The 19,298-nt window shown below is 67.7% G+C and carries 7 protein-coding genes (1 of these 7 cut by a window edge); 5 read left to right on the top strand and 2 right to left on the bottom strand.

The window, feature by feature from the left end:
* Nucleotides 1-52: 52 nt before the first annotated feature.
* From U873_RS0121115 to aepX, 3 genes are all read left to right on the top strand, one after another.
* The gene (locus tag U873_RS0121115; RefSeq protein WP_025130137.1) at nt 53-883 is read left to right on the top strand and encodes a hypothetical protein; all 831 of its coding nucleotides are present in this window, start codon (nt 53-55) and stop codon (nt 881-883) included.
* An 81-nt stretch (nt 884-964) separates the two neighbouring features.
* Nucleotides 965-2,350, top strand: coding sequence for a class II fumarate hydratase (gene fumC, locus U873_RS0121110; protein ID WP_025130136.1), 1,386 nt, complete (start codon nt 965-967; stop codon nt 2,348-2,350).
* Nucleotides 2,351-2,392: 42 nt separating this feature from the next.
* Nucleotides 2,393-3,283: a phosphoenolpyruvate mutase gene (gene aepX / locus U873_RS0121105; RefSeq protein WP_025130135.1), complete on the top strand. Its 891-nt coding sequence runs from the start codon at nt 2,393-2,395 to the stop codon at nt 3,281-3,283.
* A gap of 385 nt (nt 3,284-3,668) precedes the next feature.
* On the opposite strand, the gene U873_RS0121100 is transcribed toward aepX, so the two are convergent.
* Nucleotides 3,669-5,090 (bottom strand): efflux transporter outer membrane subunit, encoded by a 1,422-nt coding sequence (locus U873_RS0121100; protein WP_025130134.1) that lies wholly within the window; start codon nt 5,088-5,090, stop codon nt 3,669-3,671.
* A 59-nt stretch (nt 5,091-5,149) separates the two neighbouring features.
* The gene (locus U873_RS0121095) at nt 5,150-5,944 is read right to left on the bottom strand and encodes a helix-turn-helix transcriptional regulator (RefSeq protein ID WP_025130133.1); all 795 of its coding nucleotides are present in this window, start codon (nt 5,942-5,944) and stop codon (nt 5,150-5,152) included.
* Between the two features lie 613 nt (nt 5,945-6,557).
* Between U873_RS0121095 and U873_RS0121090 the strand changes: the two genes are divergently transcribed.
* Nucleotides 6,558-12,938, top strand: a complete 6,381-nt coding sequence (locus U873_RS0121090; protein WP_025130132.1) for a non-ribosomal peptide synthetase — start codon at nt 6,558-6,560, stop codon at nt 12,936-12,938.
* Between the two features lie 283 nt (nt 12,939-13,221).
* Nucleotides 13,222-19,298: the 5' end (the start) of a non-ribosomal peptide synthetase gene (locus U873_RS0121085; protein WP_025130131.1), read on the top strand. 7,015 nt of this gene lie beyond the right edge of the window; 6,077 of the gene's 13,092 nt are visible here — the first part of the coding sequence; it begins with the start codon at nt 13,222-13,224; the stop codon falls past the right edge of the window.

Here is a 19,298-nt window from a genome sequence, read left to right as displayed (position 1 = left end):
GCGTCGTTCATCTTGTTGTCCGTGATGTGAAGAATAATTACAGGAGAGAAACATGGAGAGTTCGCGCAAGGAGTTCATCGGCTACGTGCACCAGGCCCTGGTGGATGTCGAGGACCGCAACCTGGTGGAGGCCCTGCTGACGGGCTTTGAAAACCACCCCGACAAGCTGGACGGCTACTGCCTGACCTACCAGCGCATGACCTCGCGCAAGTGGTCCGAGGATTCGCTGTGCACCTTCTTCTGCGGCTGGCGCAGCCCGGACGGCGCGGCCCATGCGGTGTCCAGCATCATCGTGCGGCTGCTGCAGGAATCCGAGGACCTGCCCGGCGACGACAACAAACTCAAGCTGCTGGAGGCCGCCCGGCACTGCGGCGAGATCATCGTCGAGGACGTCGGCCTGGGTGAGATGCACGGCCATCCCCACCATTCCAAGCTCTATCACCGCATGGCCTCGGCCATCTGTGGCTCGGACAACTGGCGCCTGCAGGACAAGTACCTGAACCCCATCACCAAGGAGTTCTCCACCTGGGTCGGAGAGAAGCGTCCGCTGGCGCCGAACCTGGTGGAAGCCCTGGAGATGATGGCCCTGACCGAGCTGTTCAACACCGGCGAGTACAACCTGATGACGCCGCTGTGGAAGAACTGGCTGCGCGAATCCTGTGGTTACCCCACCGGGGAGGCGAACCGCATCGCCGGCTTCCTCAGCGTTCACTGCGGCGCCGTCGAGGCCCGGCATTTCCGCCACGCCACCGACGCCCTGAAGCTCTACACCCAGGCCACCGGCCAGCAGATCAACTACCGGCGCATCGCTGCCCTGTCCGATGAGTACGTGCTGCGCGCCTGCCAGCACCTGGAGAAGATGGCCTCGGTACTCAAGGAGTAAGCGCCTGCCCACCAGGCCGGGCAGGGCGCCTGCCCGGCACCAAAGGCCAGCCCCTCATTCATTTATTGGAGAACTACCCACATGCGTCTTGAATCCGACTCGATGGGTTCCATTTCGGTACCGTCCAACAAGTACTGGGGCGCCCAGACCGAGCGCTCCATCCACAACTTCCCCATCGGCCGTGCACGCTTCCAGTGGGGGGCACCGATGATCCGCAGCCTGGGCATCCTGAAGAAGGCTGCGGCCCTGGCCAACCTCAAGCTCGGCGAGCTGCCGGAAGCCATTGCGCTGCCCATCGCCAAGGCCGCGGATGAAGTGATCAGCGGGCAACTGGACGAGCACTTCCCGCTGGTGGTGTTCCAGACCGGTTCCGGCACCCAGTCCAACATGAACGCCAACGAAGTGATCGCCAACCGAGCGATCGAGATGCTCGGCGGCGAGTTGGGCAGCAAAAAGCCGATTCACCCCAACGACCACGTCAACCGTGGCCAGTCGTCCAACGACACCTTCCCCACGGCGATGTACATGGTGGTGGTGGCGGAAATCTTCGAAACCCTGCTGCCGGGCGTCTCGGTGCTGCGTGACACGCTGTTCGAGAAGGCCGAGCAGTACCGCGACGTGGTCAAGGTCGGGCGTACCCACTTGCAGGACGCCACCCCCATCACCCTGGGCCAGGAAATCGGCGGCTGGGTCGAGCAGATCGACTACGCCGTGGCGGCTATCCAGCACAACCTCGCCGGCCTCTACGACCTGGCCATCGGCGGCACGGCAGTGGGCACCGGGCTCAACTCCCATCCGCAGTTCGGCGACGAATGCGCGCGGATCATCGCCGAGCTCACCGGCTATCCGTTCAAGTCCTGCGCCAACAAGTTCTTCGCCCTGTCGGCCCACGATGCCCTGGTCAACACCTCCGCGGCGATCCGTACCCTGGCCATGGCCCTGATGAAGATCGCCAACGATGTGCGCTGGCTGGCCAGCGGGCCGCGCTGCGGCATCGGCGAGATCGATATCCCGGAGAACGAACCGGGCTCCTCGATCATGCCGGGCAAGGTCAACCCGACCCAGTGCGAGGCGCTGACCATGGTCTGCACCCAGGTCTTCGGCAACGACGCCACCGTGGCCTTCGCCGGCAGCCAGGGCAATTTCCAGCTCAACGTCTACAAGCCGGTGATGGTGCACAACGTGCTGGAAAGCATCACCTTGCTGGCTGAGTCCTGCCGGGCCTTCAACGACCACTGCGCGCTGGGCATCGAGCCAAACCTCGCGCGCATCGAGGCCAACATCGAGAAGAACCTGATGCTGGTGACGGCCCTCAACCGCCACATCGGCTATGACAAGGCCGCGATCATCGCCAAGACCGCCCACCACGAGGGCAAGTCGCTGCGGGAAGTGGCCCAGCAGCTGGGCTATGTCTCGGCGGCGGATTTCGACCGCTACGTGGTGGCCCTGGACATGACCCACCCCTGAGCGAACCCGCTGTTCCCCCATCACAAGAGGCGCGTGAATCCCATGCAGGAAGCTGATATTCGCCGAACCAACCTGAGCCAGTTGCTGCGCCGCAAGCGCTGCCTTCGCGTGCTCGAAGCCCACAGTCCGATTTCCGCGCTGCTGGCGGAGCAGTCCAGGCTGGAGCGGGGCGCCGGGCCGAGCCTGGTGTACGACGCCATCTGGTCCAGTTCATTGACCGACTCCACCCACAAGGGCCTGCCAGACATCGAGATCCTCTCGCCGAGCAACCGCTTGCACGGCATCCGCGAGATCTTCGATGTGTGTTCGCTGCCGATGATTTTCGACGGCGACACCGGCGGCAAGGCCGAGCACTTCGCGATCCACGTGAAGATGCTCGACCGGGCCGGGGTCTCGGCGGTGGTGATCGAGGACAAGTGCGGGCTGAAGAAAAACTCGCTGTTCGGCAACGCGGTGAGCCAGCTGCAGGACTCCATCGAGGAGTTCTGCGAGAAGATTCGCGTGGGCTGCAGCAGCCGCAGCCACGAGGACCTGCTGATCATCGCCCGTTGTGAAAGCCTGATCCTCGACAAGGGCATGGACGACGCCCTCGAACGCTGCCTGGCCTATGTTGCGGCCGGCGCCGACGGGATCATGATCCACAGCCGCAAGAAGGACGGCCTGGAGATCCTCGAGTTCGCCCGGCTGTTCCGTCGCCACTGCCCGCGGGTGCCGCTGATCTGCGTGCCCACCAGCTATGCGCACCTGGGTTTCGACGAGCTGGAGGGGGCCGGTTTCAACGCGGTGATCTACGCCAACCACATGCTGCGCAGTGCCTATATGGCCATGCGTGATGTGGCGGTGGGGATTCTTGAGCACGGCCGGACTCTGGAGGTGGAGCCTCGGTGCCTGGGCATCGATGAAATCCTCGACCTGGTGCCGGGTACCCGTTAGGCGCTGGCGGCCGGCCCCCGCAGCCGGGGGCTGGGTGCGAGCCTGTTTTATCCGGGGCCAAACCAAGATGTGTATTGGTCTGGATTCAGAATGTTCCTACATACGCTGCTGGAGCCTCTGTCTAGACTCGCTCCCTGTTCGCCCGGCCTGCTACCTCAGGCAACACGCTGAATGACGGTGGCTGGTCAGGGCGGGCTGCAACTCTGCTGTACTTGCCTGCCCGGTCCATGTTTCGCCTACTGCCCTGGCTGACCGGGTTGGTTCTACAGCCTGCAACATTCATTCATTGCCCCACTCGCCGCCCTCCCCGAACAGCCCCTCGTCCAACCGCCCGATGCCTGGCCGGAAGGCGCCTGGACGCTCCTGGGCAAAGCTCGCCAGTTGCTCAGGGCTGACTCTGCCCGCGGGCCAGGCTCGGTGTCTCGTCCCAGGCGCCGCCCAGGGCCCGGTACAGGTTGACCTCGGCAATCAGCTGCGCCAGGTGATCGTTGATCAGCCCCTGCTGGGCACTGAACAGCGAGCGCTGGGCGTCGAGGAACACCAGGTTGCTGTCGACGCCGATGCGATAGCGATGCTCCGCCAGGTCGTAGTAGTTCTGGGTCGCCTGCACCAGGTTGCGTTGGGCCGTCAGTTGCTGCTGGTAGGTCTGGCGCGCGGCCAGGCCGTCGGCCACTTCCTGGAAGGCGGTCTGGATGGCCTTCTCGTACTGGGCGACGCCGATGTCCTTCTGCAGCCGGGCATAGTCCAGGCTGGCCCGCAGGTTGCCGGCGTTGAAGATCGGCAGGTTGATCTGTGGCTGGAACAGCCAGCCGCCGGAACCGCCCTTGAACAGCCCCGAGAGTTCCTTGCTGGAGCTGCCGGCGTTGGCGGTCAGGCTGACGCTGGGGAAGAACGCTGCCCGCGCTGCGCCGATGTTGGCGTTGGCAGCCTGCAACTGGTACTCGGCCTGGAGAATGTCCGGGCGTCGCTGCAGCAGGCTCGATGGCAGCCCGGCGGGCACCTGGGCCAGCATGCCGTCGGCCAGCCCACGCCTCGGCATGTCCGCCGGCAGCGGGGCGCCCACCAGCAGGGTCAGGTTGTTCAGGTCCTGGGCCACCTGGCGCTGGTAGCGGGCCAGGCTGGCGCGAGCGCTGTCGACGCTGGTCCGGGCCTGGGCCACGTCCAGGGCCGAGACCTTGCCGGCGTTGCCGTTGCGTGTGGTCAGGCGCAGGCTCTGCTCGTCCGCCGCCAGGGTCTTGCGGGTCAGCTCCAGCAATTCCAGGTCGGCGCACCAGGTCAGGTAGGCGCTGGCGACGTTGGCCACCAGGCTCAACTGCGCGCTGCGCCGGGCCTGTTCGCTGGACAGGTAGGTCATCAGCGCCTGTTCGCTGAGGCTGCGGATGCGGCCGAAGAAATCCAGTTCGTAGGCGCTGATGCCCAGGTTCGCCGAGTAGCTGGAGCTGATCTGCGCCTTGCCCCCGGTCATTCGCTCGGGCAGGCGCTGGCGTTTTTCCAGGCCGCTGGCCGACACCGCGGGGAACAGGTCGGCCCGCTGGATGCGGTACTGGGCCTGGTAGGCCGCCACGTTCAGCGCGGCCACCCGCAGGTCGCGGTTGTTCTCCAGGGCATCGCGGATCAGCTGTTGCAGCAGCGGGTCCTGGAACAGGCTGTGCCAGTTGGCCCCTGGCGCCCCGCTGGCTGGCGCATAGGCCTCGCCCTCGGGGTAGTGGGCAGCCACCGGTGGCGGCGGGCGCTGGTAGTCCGGGATCAGCGAGCAGCCACCGAGGGCCAGGGCCAGGATCGCCAGGGGGAGGGGGGAGTTACGCATTGATCAGCCTCGTGACAAGGACATCCTGATGGCGGACGGCAGGGGGACGGGAGCAGGTTTCAGGCGCCGACCATCCACTTGGCCAGTCCGTGGCGGCCACTGACCCCGAGCTTGGCGGCGGCACGCTTGAGGTAGGTTTCAACCGAGCTGTTCTTGACGCTCAGGCGCTGGGCCATTTCCGGTACGGTGCCGCCGGTCAGCAGCCCCAGGCAGACTTCCTTTTCCCGGGCCGAAAGGTTGATGTCCCCCAGCGACAGGCGCTCGTCGAATTCCCGTTGCAACGGCGTCCGCTGCAGGGCATCGAAGGGCCGGGTGCTCCAGCTGCGCAGGTTCTTCAGCACCTGTTGGCGATGGAACTGGGCATGCCGCTCCAGCAGGGGCAGCAGGGTTGCCGAGAGGCTCTTGAGAAACGACAGTTCGGCCAAGGAATAGACCCCCTGGGACGGCTCGCGGTAGAGGCCGATGACACAGCGCCGGTTGGCCTTGCGCGAGACCAGATGGCACTGGTGCGGGGGATTGCGCGAATGGCCGCCCTGGGCATTCATTTGAATCAGCAGCGAGTCGTCCATTTCCAGCATCTTGTGCAGCAGCGGGTCGTGGCGTCGCGGCGGCTCGGGCAGTGGCAGGTCGTCCTGCAACCCGGCGCGGCCCAGCAGGGAAATTTCCAACGGGCTGGTCTGGCGCTCGTCGAGGGTCCATTCACTGAGCACCAGCTGGGTTGCCGGCACCAGCTTGTCCACCAGCTGGAGCATGTTGCTGGCGAATTGCGGGTGCCCGGTGCTGGAGATCAATTGCCCCATCTCGAAGTAGAAATGCGGGGTTTCCATGTTCGCAATACTGCTGGTCAGACTCATATCCTTATCATCCTTGATCGAGACAAATCGCTGATCGAAGCGCGGTGGCCAGGGTGCACCGCAGCAGATTCTTCATGAACCTGAGCCGGTTCCCGGAAGGTAATTTAAGCCTATGCATTTGCCTGGCGTCTGTAGGGGGAAACCGGGACAGCATGCCTCGGCCTGCCGGTGTCGAGGGCTCTGGATCAAGGGGTTGCGAGGGGCTTGTCGAGCCCGTAGGCGTTCGGCGCGAGGCCTGCGCAAGTCGCTGAAATAGCGAAGGGATCAGCCGCTGCCGAAGGCGCTTTTGCAGCCAGGAGCGTCGTTGACGGATAGCCAATCTCCTACAGCCATTTCAGCTGATCCGCAGCGTCCCGGGCGTGGCCCCGGCAGCAGGCGACAGATTGCCTTGCAACGGGCCGGGCCAGGGCCGGTGGCGGCCCGAATTGTCCGGGTTTCGGGTGACATACAGGCCGTGGGGCCGATGCTTAAATCCGCGAACGCCGGTGCCCGGGCCATCACATGAGAAGGATCTTATGACGCTTTTTTCTGCCGTTGTCGTGGGCGACCTCGCCGCACAAACCAGCCCCCTTCCACGCTCGCCTGCCGCACGCTGCGCGGCTCGGGGGCGCCCATGAACCTGGGTCCGATGCAGGGCCCGGGCCGGCCGCTGACCGCCGGGCAACGGGATATCTGGCTCGACCAACTGAGCCGTGGCGATTCGCCGCTGTACAACATCGGCGGCTATGCGGTCCTCCGGGGGCCCTTCCGGCCCGAGCTGATGCAGCGCACGGTGGAACTGCTGGTGGACAAGCACGACGTGCTGCGCACGGTACTGTCCCTGGAGGGCTGCGACGACGGCCTGCCGTTGCAGCACTTCGACCGGCACTGGCCGGTGCAGCTGGTGTTCCATGACCTGTCGGGCCACACCGATCCACTGGCCGCGGCGCAGGCACAGATTGGCCGGCAGATGCAGCAGGCGTTCAAGCTCAACGGCGAGCGCCTGTGCCGCTTCTCGCTGTTTCGCCTGAGCCCCGAGCATCACCTGATGGAAGTCGAGGCCCACCACCTGATTCTCGACGGCTGGGGGTTTGCCCAGCTGTCCCAGTCCCTGGGAGGGATCTACAGCGCCCTGGTGCAAGGGCAGGAGCCCCAGGTGTCGGCGCCGTCCTTCATCGACTTCATCGAGGACGACGCGCGCTATCACCAGTCCAGCCGCTACGCCCGTGACCGCGACTACTGGCTGGACAAGTACCGCACCTTGCCGGAGCCATTGCTGCGTGCGCGCCACCCTGCCTCCGCGGACGGCCCCACCCCGGGAGCGACCCTGGTGCAGCCCTTTCCGGCGGTCCTGCACGAGCGCATGAAAGCCCTGGGCAAGCAGGCCGGGGCCTCGGCCTTCCATGTGCTGCTGGCGGCGCTGCACGTGTACTTCACCGGCACCGGGCAGCGTGACGAGTGGGTGGTCGGCATGCCGGTGCTCAACCGGCCCAACGCGGCCTTCAAGGTGACCCTGGGCTCCTTCACCCAGGTCAGCGCGGTGCGCATGGACTTTGGCCGCGAGCTGAGGTTCGAGGCCCTGGTGGGCGCGGTGCGCGACGTGCTGAAACAGGATTTTCGCCACCAGCGCTTTCCCCTGAGCGAGCTCAACCGTTCCCTCGGCCTGTTGCGCGAGGACCGCGCGCAGCTGTTCGAGCTGTCGCTGTCCTATGAGCTGGAAGACCTCGACTACCGCTATGGCGAGGCGGACGCCTCGTCGGTGAAAGTCTCCAACCGCCACGAGCCGACGCCCCTGGCGATTCACCTGCGCAGCAACAGTTTCGATGACACCGCATGGATGCACTACGTCTACGACAGCGCCTATTTCCAGGCCGAGGAAGTCGAGGCCCTGGCGGCGCGGCTGATCCATGTGCTGGAGCAGGGGCTGGAGGATGTCGACTTGCCGGTCCGGCAATTTTCCCTGCTGACCGCTGCCGAATGCGCGCAGCTGGAGCAATGGAACGCCACGCAGCGACCGCCGGCCGCCGAGCAGCGGATTCACCGGCGGGTCGAGGAATGGGCCCGGCGCACGCCCGAGGCGATTGCCCTGCTGGCCCAGGGGCAGTCCCTGAGTTACGCGCAGCTCGATCAGCGGGCCAACGCCCTTGCGTTGCACCTGCAGGGGCTGGGGGTGCGCCCGGATGACCGGGTGGCGATCGTTGCCCGGCGCAGCCTGGAAACCCTGGTGGGGTTGCTGGCGATTCTCAAGGCCGGCGGCGCCTACGTGCCCCTGGACCCGGCCCATCCTGCGGAGCGCCTGGCCTATCTGCTGACCGACAGCGCCCCCGTGGCGGTGCTGACCCAGCACGCCCTGCGTGAGCAATTGCCGGCCTTGAGCGTGCCGTTGGTCGAGCTGGACAGCCGCCAGTGGCTGCCGGGCTCGCGGGTTGCGCCACAGGTGCCGGGGCTGAGTCCGGAACACCTGGCCTACGTGATCTACACCTCCGGTTCCACCGGCCTGCCCAAGGGCGTGATGGTTGAGCACCGGAGCCTGTCCAGCCTGGTGGACTGGCACTGCCAGGCCTTCGACCTGCAGCCTGCCAGCCAAGTCTCGTGCCTGGCCGGGTTCGGTTTTGACGCCATGGCCTGGGAGGTCTGGCCGACCTTGTGCGCCGGTGCCACCCTGCACCTGGCGCCGGTCAGCGACGGCCTCGAAGACCTGCAAGCCTTGCTCGCCTGGTGGCGCCAGCAGCCCCTCGACGTGAGCTTCCTGCCGACCCCGGTGGCCGAGTACGCCTTCAGCCAGGCACTGGGCCATCCGACCCTGCGCACCCTGCTGATCGGCGGCGACCGCCTGCGGCAGATGCCCCAGGGGCAGGGCTTTGCCGTGGTCAACAACTATGGCCCTACCGAGGCCACGGTGGTCGCCACCTCCGGGGTCATCGAGGCCGGTCAGGCCTTGCATATTGGCCGGCCCATCGCCAATACCCAGGTCCATCTGCTGGATGAGCAGCAACGCCCGGTGCCCATCGGCATCGTTGGCGAACTCTATGTCGGTGGCGCTGGCGTCGCCCGTGGCTACCTCAACCGCGATCAACTGACGGCCGAGCGTTTTCTGCAGGACCCGTTCAGCGCTCGGCCCGGGGCGCGTCTGTACCGCACCGGCGACCTGGCCCGCTGGCTGGCGGACGGCACCCTGGAATACCTGGGGCGCAATGACGACCAGGTGAAGATCCGTGGCCAGCGCATCGAGTTGGGGGAAATCGAAACCCGCCTGGGCGCCCACCCGGCATTGCGCGAGGCGGTGGTCCAGGCCCGCGACGGCCAACTGGTGGCCTGGTTCAGCGCCCGCGAGGAGGTGTCGATCAGCGCGCTGCGGGACTATCTTCGCCAGTATTTGCCGGACTACATGGTGCCCATGGCCTATGTGCAGCTCGACACACTGCCCCTGACCAGCAATGGCAAGCTGGACCGCCAGGCCCTGCCGGCCCCGGGGGCGCAGGCGTTGATCAGCCGTGAATACGAGGCCCCCCGGGGCACCGTGGAAACCACCCTGGCGCAACTCTGGTGCGAGCTGCTGCAGGTGGAGCGGGTAGGGCGCCAGGACCACTTCTTCGAACTGGGCGGCCACTCGCTGCTGGCCCTGCAACTGATCCAGCGCATGGCTCAGGCCGGCATGCAGGCTGACGTGCGGGTGCTGTTCGGCCAGCCGACCCTGGCCAGCCTCGCGGCGGCGGTGCACGCTCAGCCGGCGCTGGAGATCCCGGCCAATCGGGTGCCCTCCGGCTGCCAGCGGATCACCCCGTCGATGCTGGCGCTGGTGGAGCTGGACCAGGACAGCATCGACCGGGTGGTGGCCGGCATCCCCGGAGGCGCCGCCAATGTGCAGGAAATCTACCCCCTGGCGCCGCTGCAGGCAGGGTTGCTCTACCACCACATGACCTACACCGCGCGCGATCCCTATCAGCAGCACGCAACGTTCGCCTTTGCCCATCGGGCAGAGCTTGAGGCCTTCGCCGAGGCCCTGCAGGCGGTGATTGCCCGGCACGACATCCTGCGCACCAGCCTGGTCTGGGAAGTGCTCGAGCAGCCGGTGCAGGTGGTCTGGCGCGAGGCTCGGCTGACGGTGGAGGAGCGGGTGCCGGATCCCGCTGGCGGGGCCGTGCTGGAGCAGTTGCGCCGGCATTACGATCCGCGCCACAACCCGCTGGACATTCGCCAGGCACCGATGCTGGCCCTGGCCTGGGCCGAGGACCGGGCGAACCAGCGCTGGCTCGCTCTGCTGCGTTTCCATCACCTGGTCAACGACGCCACCTCCACCGCCGTGCTGATGGCGGAAATCGCCGCCCACATGGGCGGTCGGCAAGGGCTGCTGGCGCCGGCCTTTGCCTACCGCGATTACGTGGCGCGCACAGGGCTGGGGCTGGAATCCCACGCGGCGTTTTTCCGTGAGGGCCTGTCCCGGGTGGACGAACCGACCCTGGCCTTCGAACTGCAGGAGCGCCCGGGGCAGGCCCTGGATCTGCAGGAGGCCCGAATCCTGCTGGACCCGGCTCTCGGCGAGCGGCTGCGGGCCCGGGTGCGCCAGTTTGGGGTCAGTGCCGCGAGCCTGTTTCACCTGGCCTGGGCCCTGGTGCTGGGGCGTGCCAGCGGTCGCGAGGACGTGCTGTTCGGCACCGTGTTGCTGGGCCGCTTGCAGGCCGGTGTCGGCGCCGACCAGGCCCTGGGGATGTTCATCAACACCTTGCCGCTGCGCCTGGAACTGGAGGGGCAGAGCGTCGCCGCCGGCCTGCTGCAGACCCAGGAGCGCCTCAGCGCACTGCTGGCCCACGAGCAGGCGCCCCTGTCCCTGGCCCAGCGTTGCAGCGGGGTGGCGGCGCCGACGCCGCTGTTCAACGCCTTGCTCAACTACCGCCATGGGCTGGGCGCCGACGGGCAACAGCTGTTGCCGGGCCAGCCGGGCGTGACCCTGCTCAGCAGCGAAGAAGTGGTCAGCTATCCGCTGATGCTGGCGGTGGATGACCTGGACACGGGCTTTCGCCTGGGTGCCCGGGCGCCGCAGCAGGTCGGCGCGCAGCGCCTGCTGGACCACCTGACGAGCGCTGTCGAGGCGTTGCTGCAGGCCCTGGAACAGGCGCCGCAGACCCCGCTCCAGCGCTTGTCGATCCTGCCGGCGGCGGAGTACCGGGAGCTGGTGCTGGAGCTCAATGCCACCGCGTCCGACTACCCCCGGGAGCAAACCCTGCACGGGCTGTTCGAAGCCCAGGTGCGGCGCACGCCCCAGGCCATCGCCTTGCAGGCTGGCGAGCTGCGACTGAGCTACGAGCACCTCAATCAGCGGGCCAATCAACTGGCTCACCACCTGCGTGAGCTGGGCGTGGGGCCGGACGTACGCGTCGGTGTGTGCATCGAGCGCAGCCCGGAGCTGGTGATCGGCCTGCTGGGGATTCTCAAGGCCGGTGGCGCCTACGTGCCCCTGGATCCGCAGTACCCCCTGGAGCGCCTGCGTTACCTGCTGCAGGACAGCCAGCCACAGGCGGTGCTGGTGCATCAGCCGACCCGGGAGCTGCTGACGACACTGGCACTGCCCTTGATCGACCTCGACCGCAGCCACTGGCAACAGCAGCCGCTGGACAATCCGCGGGTGCCGGGGCTGGACGTCTCGCACCTGGCCTATGTGATCTACACCTCCGGCTCCACCGGCACACCCAAGGGGGTGATGGTGGAGCACCGCGGTCTGGGCAACCTGATGCACTGGGGCTCGCAGTTGTGCCCGGACGCCGCCGGCGGCACTTTGCTGCAAAAGGCGCCGTTCAGTTTCGACGGTTCGGTCTGGGAGCTGTTCTGGCCCCTGGTCAGCGGCCTGCGCCTGCTCCTGGCGCGCCCCGATGGCCACCGCGATCCGGCCTACCTGGCGCAACTGGTGCAAGAGCAGCAGGTGACCCTGATCAAGTTCGTGCCCGCCATGCTCCTGCAGTTCCTGCAGCTGGAAGAAGCCGGCCAGTGCCACAGCCTGACCGACGTGCTGTGCGGCGGTGGCGAGTTGACCGAAGCCATCGCCCGGCTGTTCCAGCAGCGCCTGCCCGGAGCTCGCCTGCACAACGTCTACGGCCCCACCGAAGCCACGGTGGACAGCAGTGCCTGGACCCTGGAACCCGGGGCGCCGGTGCCTGCGGTGCAGTTGCCCATCGGCCGGGCCATCAGCAACACCCGGCTGTATGTGCTCGACGCCCACGACCAGCCCGTGCCCCGTGGCGTCAGCGGGCAGTTGCACATTGGCGGGGTCGGGGTCGCCCGGGGCTATCTGGGCCTGCCGCAGTTGCAGGCCGAGCGCTTTATCGCCAGCCCCTTCGTCGCCGGTGACCGCTTGTATCGCACTGGAGACCGGGTGCGCTGCAACGCCGACGGCGACCTGGAATTCCTCGGCCGCAACGACTTCCAGGTCAAGCTGCGCGGCCTGCGCCTGGAACTGGGGGAGATCGAGGCGCGGCTGGCCAGCCATCCGGCCCTGCGCGAGGTGGCGGTGCTGATGCGCGACGAGCGCCTGGTGGCTTATTTCAGCCTGCGCGACGGCGTGCCGGCGCCGGGCATCCAAGCGCTGCGGGCCCATGTACTGGAGCGCCTGCCGGAGTACATGGTGCCGGCGGCCTATGTGCAGCTGGCGGCCTTGCCCCTGAGCGGCAATGGCAAGCTGGACCGCAAGGCGCTGCCGGAACCCGGGGCGGACGCGGTGCTGAGCCGGGCGTTCGAGGCCCCCCAGGGCGAACTGGAAACCACCCTGGCACGGCTCTGGGCCGAAGTGCTGCAGGTCGAGCGGGTAGGGCGCCACGACCACTTCTTCGAGCTGGGCGGGCATTCACTGCTGGCAGTCAGCCTGGTGGCGCGGATGCGTCAGGAGGGCCTGTACGCCGATGCACGAATGCTGTTCAGCCAGCCGACCCTGGCGGCGCTGGCAGCCAACACCCTGGGTCAGTTGCAGCGCCTGGAAATCCCCGCCACCACCATCCCTCAGCTCAAGCGCCAACGGCGCCTTTAAGCGCCTGCCGAGCCCCACCCGATGCGCCGGCCCCAGGGCCGGCGCGCGGCGTGGTGCAACCCCGGGACAGGGCCGGGACCCTGTCCCGGCTTCCCATGTCAGACACCCCCGAGCGGATGTTTTAGCGTTTCCAGGCTGCCGGGGAGCCCCTGGCGGGTGCGCTGTCCCCGGCGTTCTCGCAGCAGGGGGTCGATGTTCGGCTACAGGTTTCGCGTAAGGCCAGGTTGCATCTGAAACAAGGACGTTCTCTTCAACCGTTACCGAATTCTCAGGCAGGTTACTCATGCAGTTCAGCGAATTGATGGCAGTTCTTTCGACCCTCGCGATCCGTCTTCAACGGGAGGCGCAGGACCTGATCGTCCAGGGGGATGACGAGGCGCTGGATGACGCCCTCTGGGACCGCCTGATCGAGCACAAGGCGCAGCTTCTGGCGCTGGTGACGGAGCAGGGCGGCGCCTGGCTGAGCCCGGCGTTCCGGATCACCCCGGAGATGCTGCCCCTGGTGCAACTGGACCCGCCGGCCATCGAGCGCATCGTCGCCGGGGTGCCGGGCGGCGCCGCCAACGTGCAGGACATCTACCCCCTGGCGCCGCTGCAGGAGGGCATGCTCTATCACTACCTGTCCGCGCCCGAGGGCGATCCCTACGTGCTGCAGGCGCGCTTCGCGTTTGCCAGCGATGAACACCTGCAGGTCTTTGCCGAGGCCCTGCAATGGGTGGTCGAGCGCCATGACATCCTGCGCACGGCGATTGCCTGGGAAAGCCTCGATGAACCGCTGCAGGTGGTCTGGCGTCACGCTGCGCTGGTGTGTGAAGCGGTGACGCTGGCGCCTGGCGGCGACGTCCTGAGCCAGTTGCAGGCGCGCTACGATGCCCGGCACTGGCGCCTGGATCTGCGCCAGGCACCACTGCTGCGCCTGGTGCATGCCGCGGACCCGGAGAATCGGCGCCAGGTGGCGCTGCTGCTGTTCCACCACATCGCCCTGGACCACTCGGCCCTGGACGTGGTGCGCCAGGAAATCCAGGCCTTCCTGCTGGGGCACCGGGCACAGCTGCCGGCACCCGTGGCCTTTCGCAATCACCTCGCCCAGGCCCGCCTGGGCCAGAGCGCGGCGCAGCACGAAGCCTTTTTTCGCGAGATGCTTGGCGACATCGACGAGCCGACCCTGCCCTGTGGCCTGGGGGACGTGCAGGGTACGGGCGGGCAGATCGAAGAACACCGGGTGACCCTGGACCGCTCCCTGAGCCAGCGCCTGCGCAGTCAGGCCCGGCAACTGGGGGTGAGCACCGCGAGCCTGATGCACCTGGCCCTGGCCCGGGTCCTGGGGCAGTTGTCGGGGCGCGAGGCGGTGGTCTTCGGCACCGTGCTGCTGGGGCGCATGGAGGCTGGCGAAGGCGGCGAGCGGGCCCTGGGCATGTTCATCAACACCTTGCCCTTGCGGGTGGATGTGGGCGCCCAGGGCGTGCGTGCTGGGGTCCTGGCCACGCACCAGCGGCTGACCGCGCTGCTGGCCCATGAGCACGCGTCCCTGGCCCTGGCCCAGCGCTGCAGCGGGGTCAGCGCGCCGACCCCGTTGTTCAGCGCCATGCTCAACTACCGTCACAGCCACGCCGGGGACGGCGCCGAGGTCCAGGAACTGGTGCCGGGCATCCAGGTGCTGGGGGCCGAGGAGCGCACCAACTACCCGCTGACGATCAACATCGACGACCTGGGCGAGGACCTGCGTATTACTGCCCTGGCGGACCTGCGCCTGGGCGCCGAGCGCATCGGCGGTTACCTGCTGACCGCCCTGGAGAGCCTGGCCCTGGCCCTGCAGGCCACGCCCGAGGCGCCTCTGCACAGCCTGGAAATACTCCCGGCCAGCGAGCGGCGCTACCTGCTGCAAGGGCTGAACACGCCCCTGGGGCATTACCCGGAACCCCTGCTGATCCATCAGCAGGTAGAGGCCCAGGCCCGGGTCCAGCCCGAGGCCCCGGCGCTGATCCACCTGCAGCAACGCATGAGCTACGGCGAACTCAACCAGCGTGCCAACCAGGTGGCCCATCGCTTGCTGGCGCTGGGGGTGCGCCCGGACCAGCGAGTGGCGATCTGCGTCGAACGTGGCCCGGAAATGATCATTGGCCTGCTGGGGATCCTCAAGGCCGGCGGCGCCTACGTGCCCATCGACCCGGCCTACCCCCGGGAACGCATCGCCTACACCCTGCAGGACAGTGCCCCGGTGGCGTTGCTGGTACAGGCCCAGACCCAGGCCCTGGTGGCCGAGTTGCAAGTGCCGCTGCTGGACCTCGACAGCCCGACCCTGGCCTACGAGTCCCGGGACAACCCCGAGGTGCCGGGGCTGACCCCGGCGCACCTGGCCTATGTGATCTACACCTCCGGTTCCACCGGCCTGCCCAAAGGGGTGATGGTGGAGCACCGCAACGTCACCCGGCTGTTTGCCGCCACCCGCGACTGGTTCGATTTCAACTGGCGCGATGTGTGGGCGCTGTTCCATTCCTTTGCCTTCGATTTCTCGGTGTGGGAGATCTGGGGCGCGCTGGTTCATGGCGGGCAACTGCTGGTGGTGCCCCAGGCCCTCAGCCGTTCGCCAGAGGCCTGCTACGCGCTGCTCTGCGAAGCCTCGGTGAGCATCCTCAACCAGACCCCTAGCGCCTTCCGCTCGTTGATCGCGGCCCAGGGCCAGAGCTCGCTCAAGCACTCCCTGCGCCAGGTGATCTTTGGTGGCGAAGCCCTGGAGCCGGGAATGCTCAAGCCCTGGTACGCCCGGGTGGAGAATGTCGGCACTCAGCTGGTGAACATGTACGGCATCACCGAAACCACGGTGCACGTGACCTATCGCCCGCTGCAGGCAGCGGATGCCCAACTGGTGGGCAGCAGCCCCATCGGCCGGCGCATTCCCGACCTGCAGCTGTACGTCCTCGATGCCCGGCGCGAGCCGGTGCCCACTGGCGTGGTGGGCGAGCTGTATGTTGGCGGGGCCGGGGTCGCCCGGGGCTACCTCAACCGCGATCAGCTCACCGCCGAGCGCTTCATCGTCGACCCCTTCAGTGCCCAGCCGGGCGCACGCTTGTACAAGACCGGCGACCTGGCCCGCTGGCGCGGCGATGGCAGCCTGGAGTACCTGGGGCGCAATGACGACCAGGTGAAGATCCGCGGTTTCCGCATCGAGCTGGGGGAGATCGAAGCCCGCCTGGCGGACTGCGACGGGGTGCGCGAGGCGGTGGTGATCGCCCGGGAAGACAGCCCGGGGGACAAGCGCCTGGTGGCCTATGTGATTGCCCGGCCAGGCGCGACGCCAAGCGCCGCGCACCTGCGCGAGCAACTGCAGCGGACCCTCGCCGACTACATGCTGCCCAGCGCTTTCGTGCGGCTGCAGGCCTGGCCTCTGACCACCAACGGCAAGCTCGACCGCAAGGCCCTGCCGGCCCCGGACGGCGAGTCGCTGGCCCGGCGTGAATACCAGGCGCCCGAGGGTGAGGTGGAGCAGGCCATCGCGCGGATCTGGCAGGAGCTGTTGCACCTGCCGCAGGTGGGCCGTCAGGACAATTTCTTCGAGCTGGGCGGGCATTCGCTGCTGGCGGTCAAGCTGATGGAACGCATGCGCCAGGTGAACCTGTGCGCCGACGTGCGGGTGCTGTTCGGCCAGCCGACCCTGGCCGCCCTGGCAGGGGCGGTGGGTAGCCAGCGCGAGGTGCAGGTGCCGGCCAACCGCATCGAGCCGACGTGCCAGCACATCACCCCGCAGTTGCTGCCCCTGGCGGACCTCGACCAGCCGGGCATCGACCGGGTCCTGGCACAGGTGCCCGGCGGGGTCGCCAACGTCCAGGACATCTATGCCCTGGCGCCCCTGCAGGCGGGGATCCTCTATCACCACCTGAGCAGCGCCGAGGGCGATCCCTACGGGCTCCAGGTGCAGTTCGAATTCGACGGCGAAGACGCCCTGCAGACCTTCACCCTGGCGTTGCAGCAGGTGATCCAGCGCCACGACATCCTGCGCACCAGCGTGGTCTGGGAAGGCCTCGACGAACCGGTGCAGGTGGTCTGGCGTCGGGCCTCGCTGGCGGTGGAAGTGCTGGCGCCGGACCCGGCCGCGGGCTCGACCCTGGAGCAGTTGCAGGCGCACTTCGATCCCCGGCGCTATCGCCTGGACCTGACCCGGGCGCCTCTGCTGCGCCTGGCCTGTGCCCAGGAGCCGGGGCAGCAACGCTGGTTCGCCAGCCTGTTGTTCCATCACCTGGCCCTGGATCACACCTCCCTGGAAGTGCTGGTGGAGGAAATCAGCAGCGTACTGCAGGGCCGTGCCGGGCAGTTGCCGGCGCCGGCGCCGTACCGCAACTATGTGGCCCAGGCCCGCCTGGGGCTTAGCGAAGCGGACCATCAGGGGTTCTTTCGCGAGATGCTCGGGGACATCGACGAGCCGACCCTGGCGTTCGGTCTGCAGGACGTCAACCGCGACGGCAGTGGCATTCGCGAATCCCAGCGGCACCTGCCACCGGCCTTGTGCCGGCGCCTGCGGGTGCAGGCGCGGCGGCTCGGGGTCAGCGTCGCCAGCCTGATGCACCTGGCCTGGGGCCGGGTGCTCGGGCAATTGTCCGGTCGTGACGAGGTGGTGTTCGGCACCGTGCTGCTGGGCCGCCTGCACGGCGGTGCCGGGGCCGATCGGGCCCTGGGCATGTTCATCAACACCCTGCCGCTGCGGGTCAGCCTTGGTGCCCAGGGCGTGGCAGCAGCGCTGCGCAGCACCCATGCGCGGCTCTCGCAGTTGCTTGGGCATGAGCACGCGTCCCTGGCCCTGGCCCAGCGTTGCAGCGCTGTGCCGGCGTCGCTGCCGCTGTTCAACAGCTTGCTCAACTACCGCCACAGCGCCGCTGCCAATGGCCAGGGAGCCGCGGCCTGGGAGGGCATTCGCGTGCTCGATTCCGAGGAGCGCAGCAACTACCCGCTGGCCCTGAACATCGACGATGACGCCGAAAGCTTGCGCCTCACCGTGCAAGCCGTGGCGCAGGTGGAGGGGGCGCGGGTCTGCGCTTACCTGGAGTGCACCCTGGAACACCTGGCCCAGGCCCTCGAACAGGCACCGACCCAGGCTCTGGAGCAGATCCCGGTGCTGCCGGACGCCGAGCGTCGGCAACTGCTGCAGGCCTTCAACGCCACCGACCGCGATTACCCCCGTGAGCAGACCCTGCACCAGCAGTTCGAGGCCCTGGCCCTGGCCCATCCGCAGCGGGTGGCAGTGGTGGAGGGCGATGGGCAACTGAGCTACGGCGAACTCAACCGCCGGGCCAACCAGTTGGCCCACCACCTGCTGGAACTGGGGGTGCAACCCGGCGACGCGGTGGCGATCCTGTTGCCGCGCTCCCAGGACCTGCTGGTGAGCCAGCTGGCCATCAGCAAGTGCGCCGCGGCCTATGTGCCCCTGGACATCAACGCCCCGGCCCAGCGCCAGGGCTTCATGGTGCACGACAGCCAGAGCGTGGCCTGGCTGACCCGCAGCGACCAGGTACTGGAGTGCCCGGCGCGGCGCGTCGACCTGGACCGCGTGCGCCTGGACCTGTTGCCCGAGCACAACCCGGCCCTGGCCCAGTCCGCCGAGACCCCGGTGTACGTCATGTACACCTCCGGCTCCACCGGCCAGCCCAAGGGCGTGCAGGTGCCGCACCGGGCCGTGAGCCGGCTGGTGATCAACAACGGCTACGCCGATTTCAATCCCCAGGACCGGGTGGCCTTCGCCTCCAATCCAGCCTTCGATGCCAGCACCATGGACGTCTGGGGCGCCTTGCTCAACGGGGGGCGAGTGGTGGTGATCGATCACCACACCCTGCTCGAACCGGCGCGCTTCGGCCACGCGCTGAGTGCCTCGGGGGCCACCGTGCTGTTCGTCACCACGGCCTTGTTCAACCAGTACGTGCAGCTGATTCCCCAGGCCCTCAAGGGCTTGCGGATCCTCCTCTGCGGTGGTGAACGGGCCGATCCGGCGGCCTTCCGCCGGTTGCTGGCCGAGGCGCCGCAACTGCGTCTGGTGCATTGCTACGGCCCCACCGAAACCACCACCTACGCCACCACCCACGACGTCCACTCCCTGCCCGCGGACGCCGAGCACGTGCCCATTGGCCGGCCGATTTCCAACACCCGGGTGTATGTCCTGGATGCCCGGCAGCAGTTGCTGCCCATCGGCGCCCAGGGCGAGATCGTCATCGGTGGCGACGGCGTGGCCCTGGGCTATCTCAACCGCCCCGAACTGAACGCCGAGAAGTTCATTCGCGACCCCTTCAGCGAGCGCCCCGGTGCCTTGCTGTATCGCACTGGGGACATTGGCCGCTGGCTGCAGAGCGGGCTGCTGGAATGCCTGGGGCGCAACGA

Origin of the sequence: Pseudomonas sp. PH1b (assembly GCF_000633395.1) — a bacterium.
Lineage (GTDB): Bacteria > Pseudomonadota > Gammaproteobacteria > Pseudomonadales > Pseudomonadaceae > Aquipseudomonas.
This window is presented reverse-complemented; position numbering and strand designations above follow the sequence as displayed.

Coding starts and splice junctions, on each gene's coding strand:
- U873_RS0121115 (WP_025130137.1), top strand. CDS start 53: ATGGAGAGTTCGCGCAAGGAGTTCATCGGCTACGTGCACCAGGCCCTG.
- fumC (WP_025130136.1), top strand. CDS start 965: ATGCGTCTTGAATCCGACTCGATGGGTTCCATTTCGGTACCGTCCAAC.
- aepX (WP_025130135.1), top strand. CDS start 2,393: ATGCAGGAAGCTGATATTCGCCGAACCAACCTGAGCCAGTTGCTGCGC.
- U873_RS0121100 (WP_025130134.1), bottom strand. CDS start 5,090: ATGCGTAACTCCCCCCTCCCCCTGGCGATCCTGGCCCTGGCCCTCGGT.
- U873_RS0121095 (WP_025130133.1), bottom strand. CDS start 5,944: ATGAGTCTGACCAGCAGTATTGCGAACATGGAAACCCCGCATTTCTAC.
- U873_RS0121090 (WP_025130132.1), top strand. CDS start 6,558: ATGAACCTGGGTCCGATGCAGGGCCCGGGCCGGCCGCTGACCGCCGGG.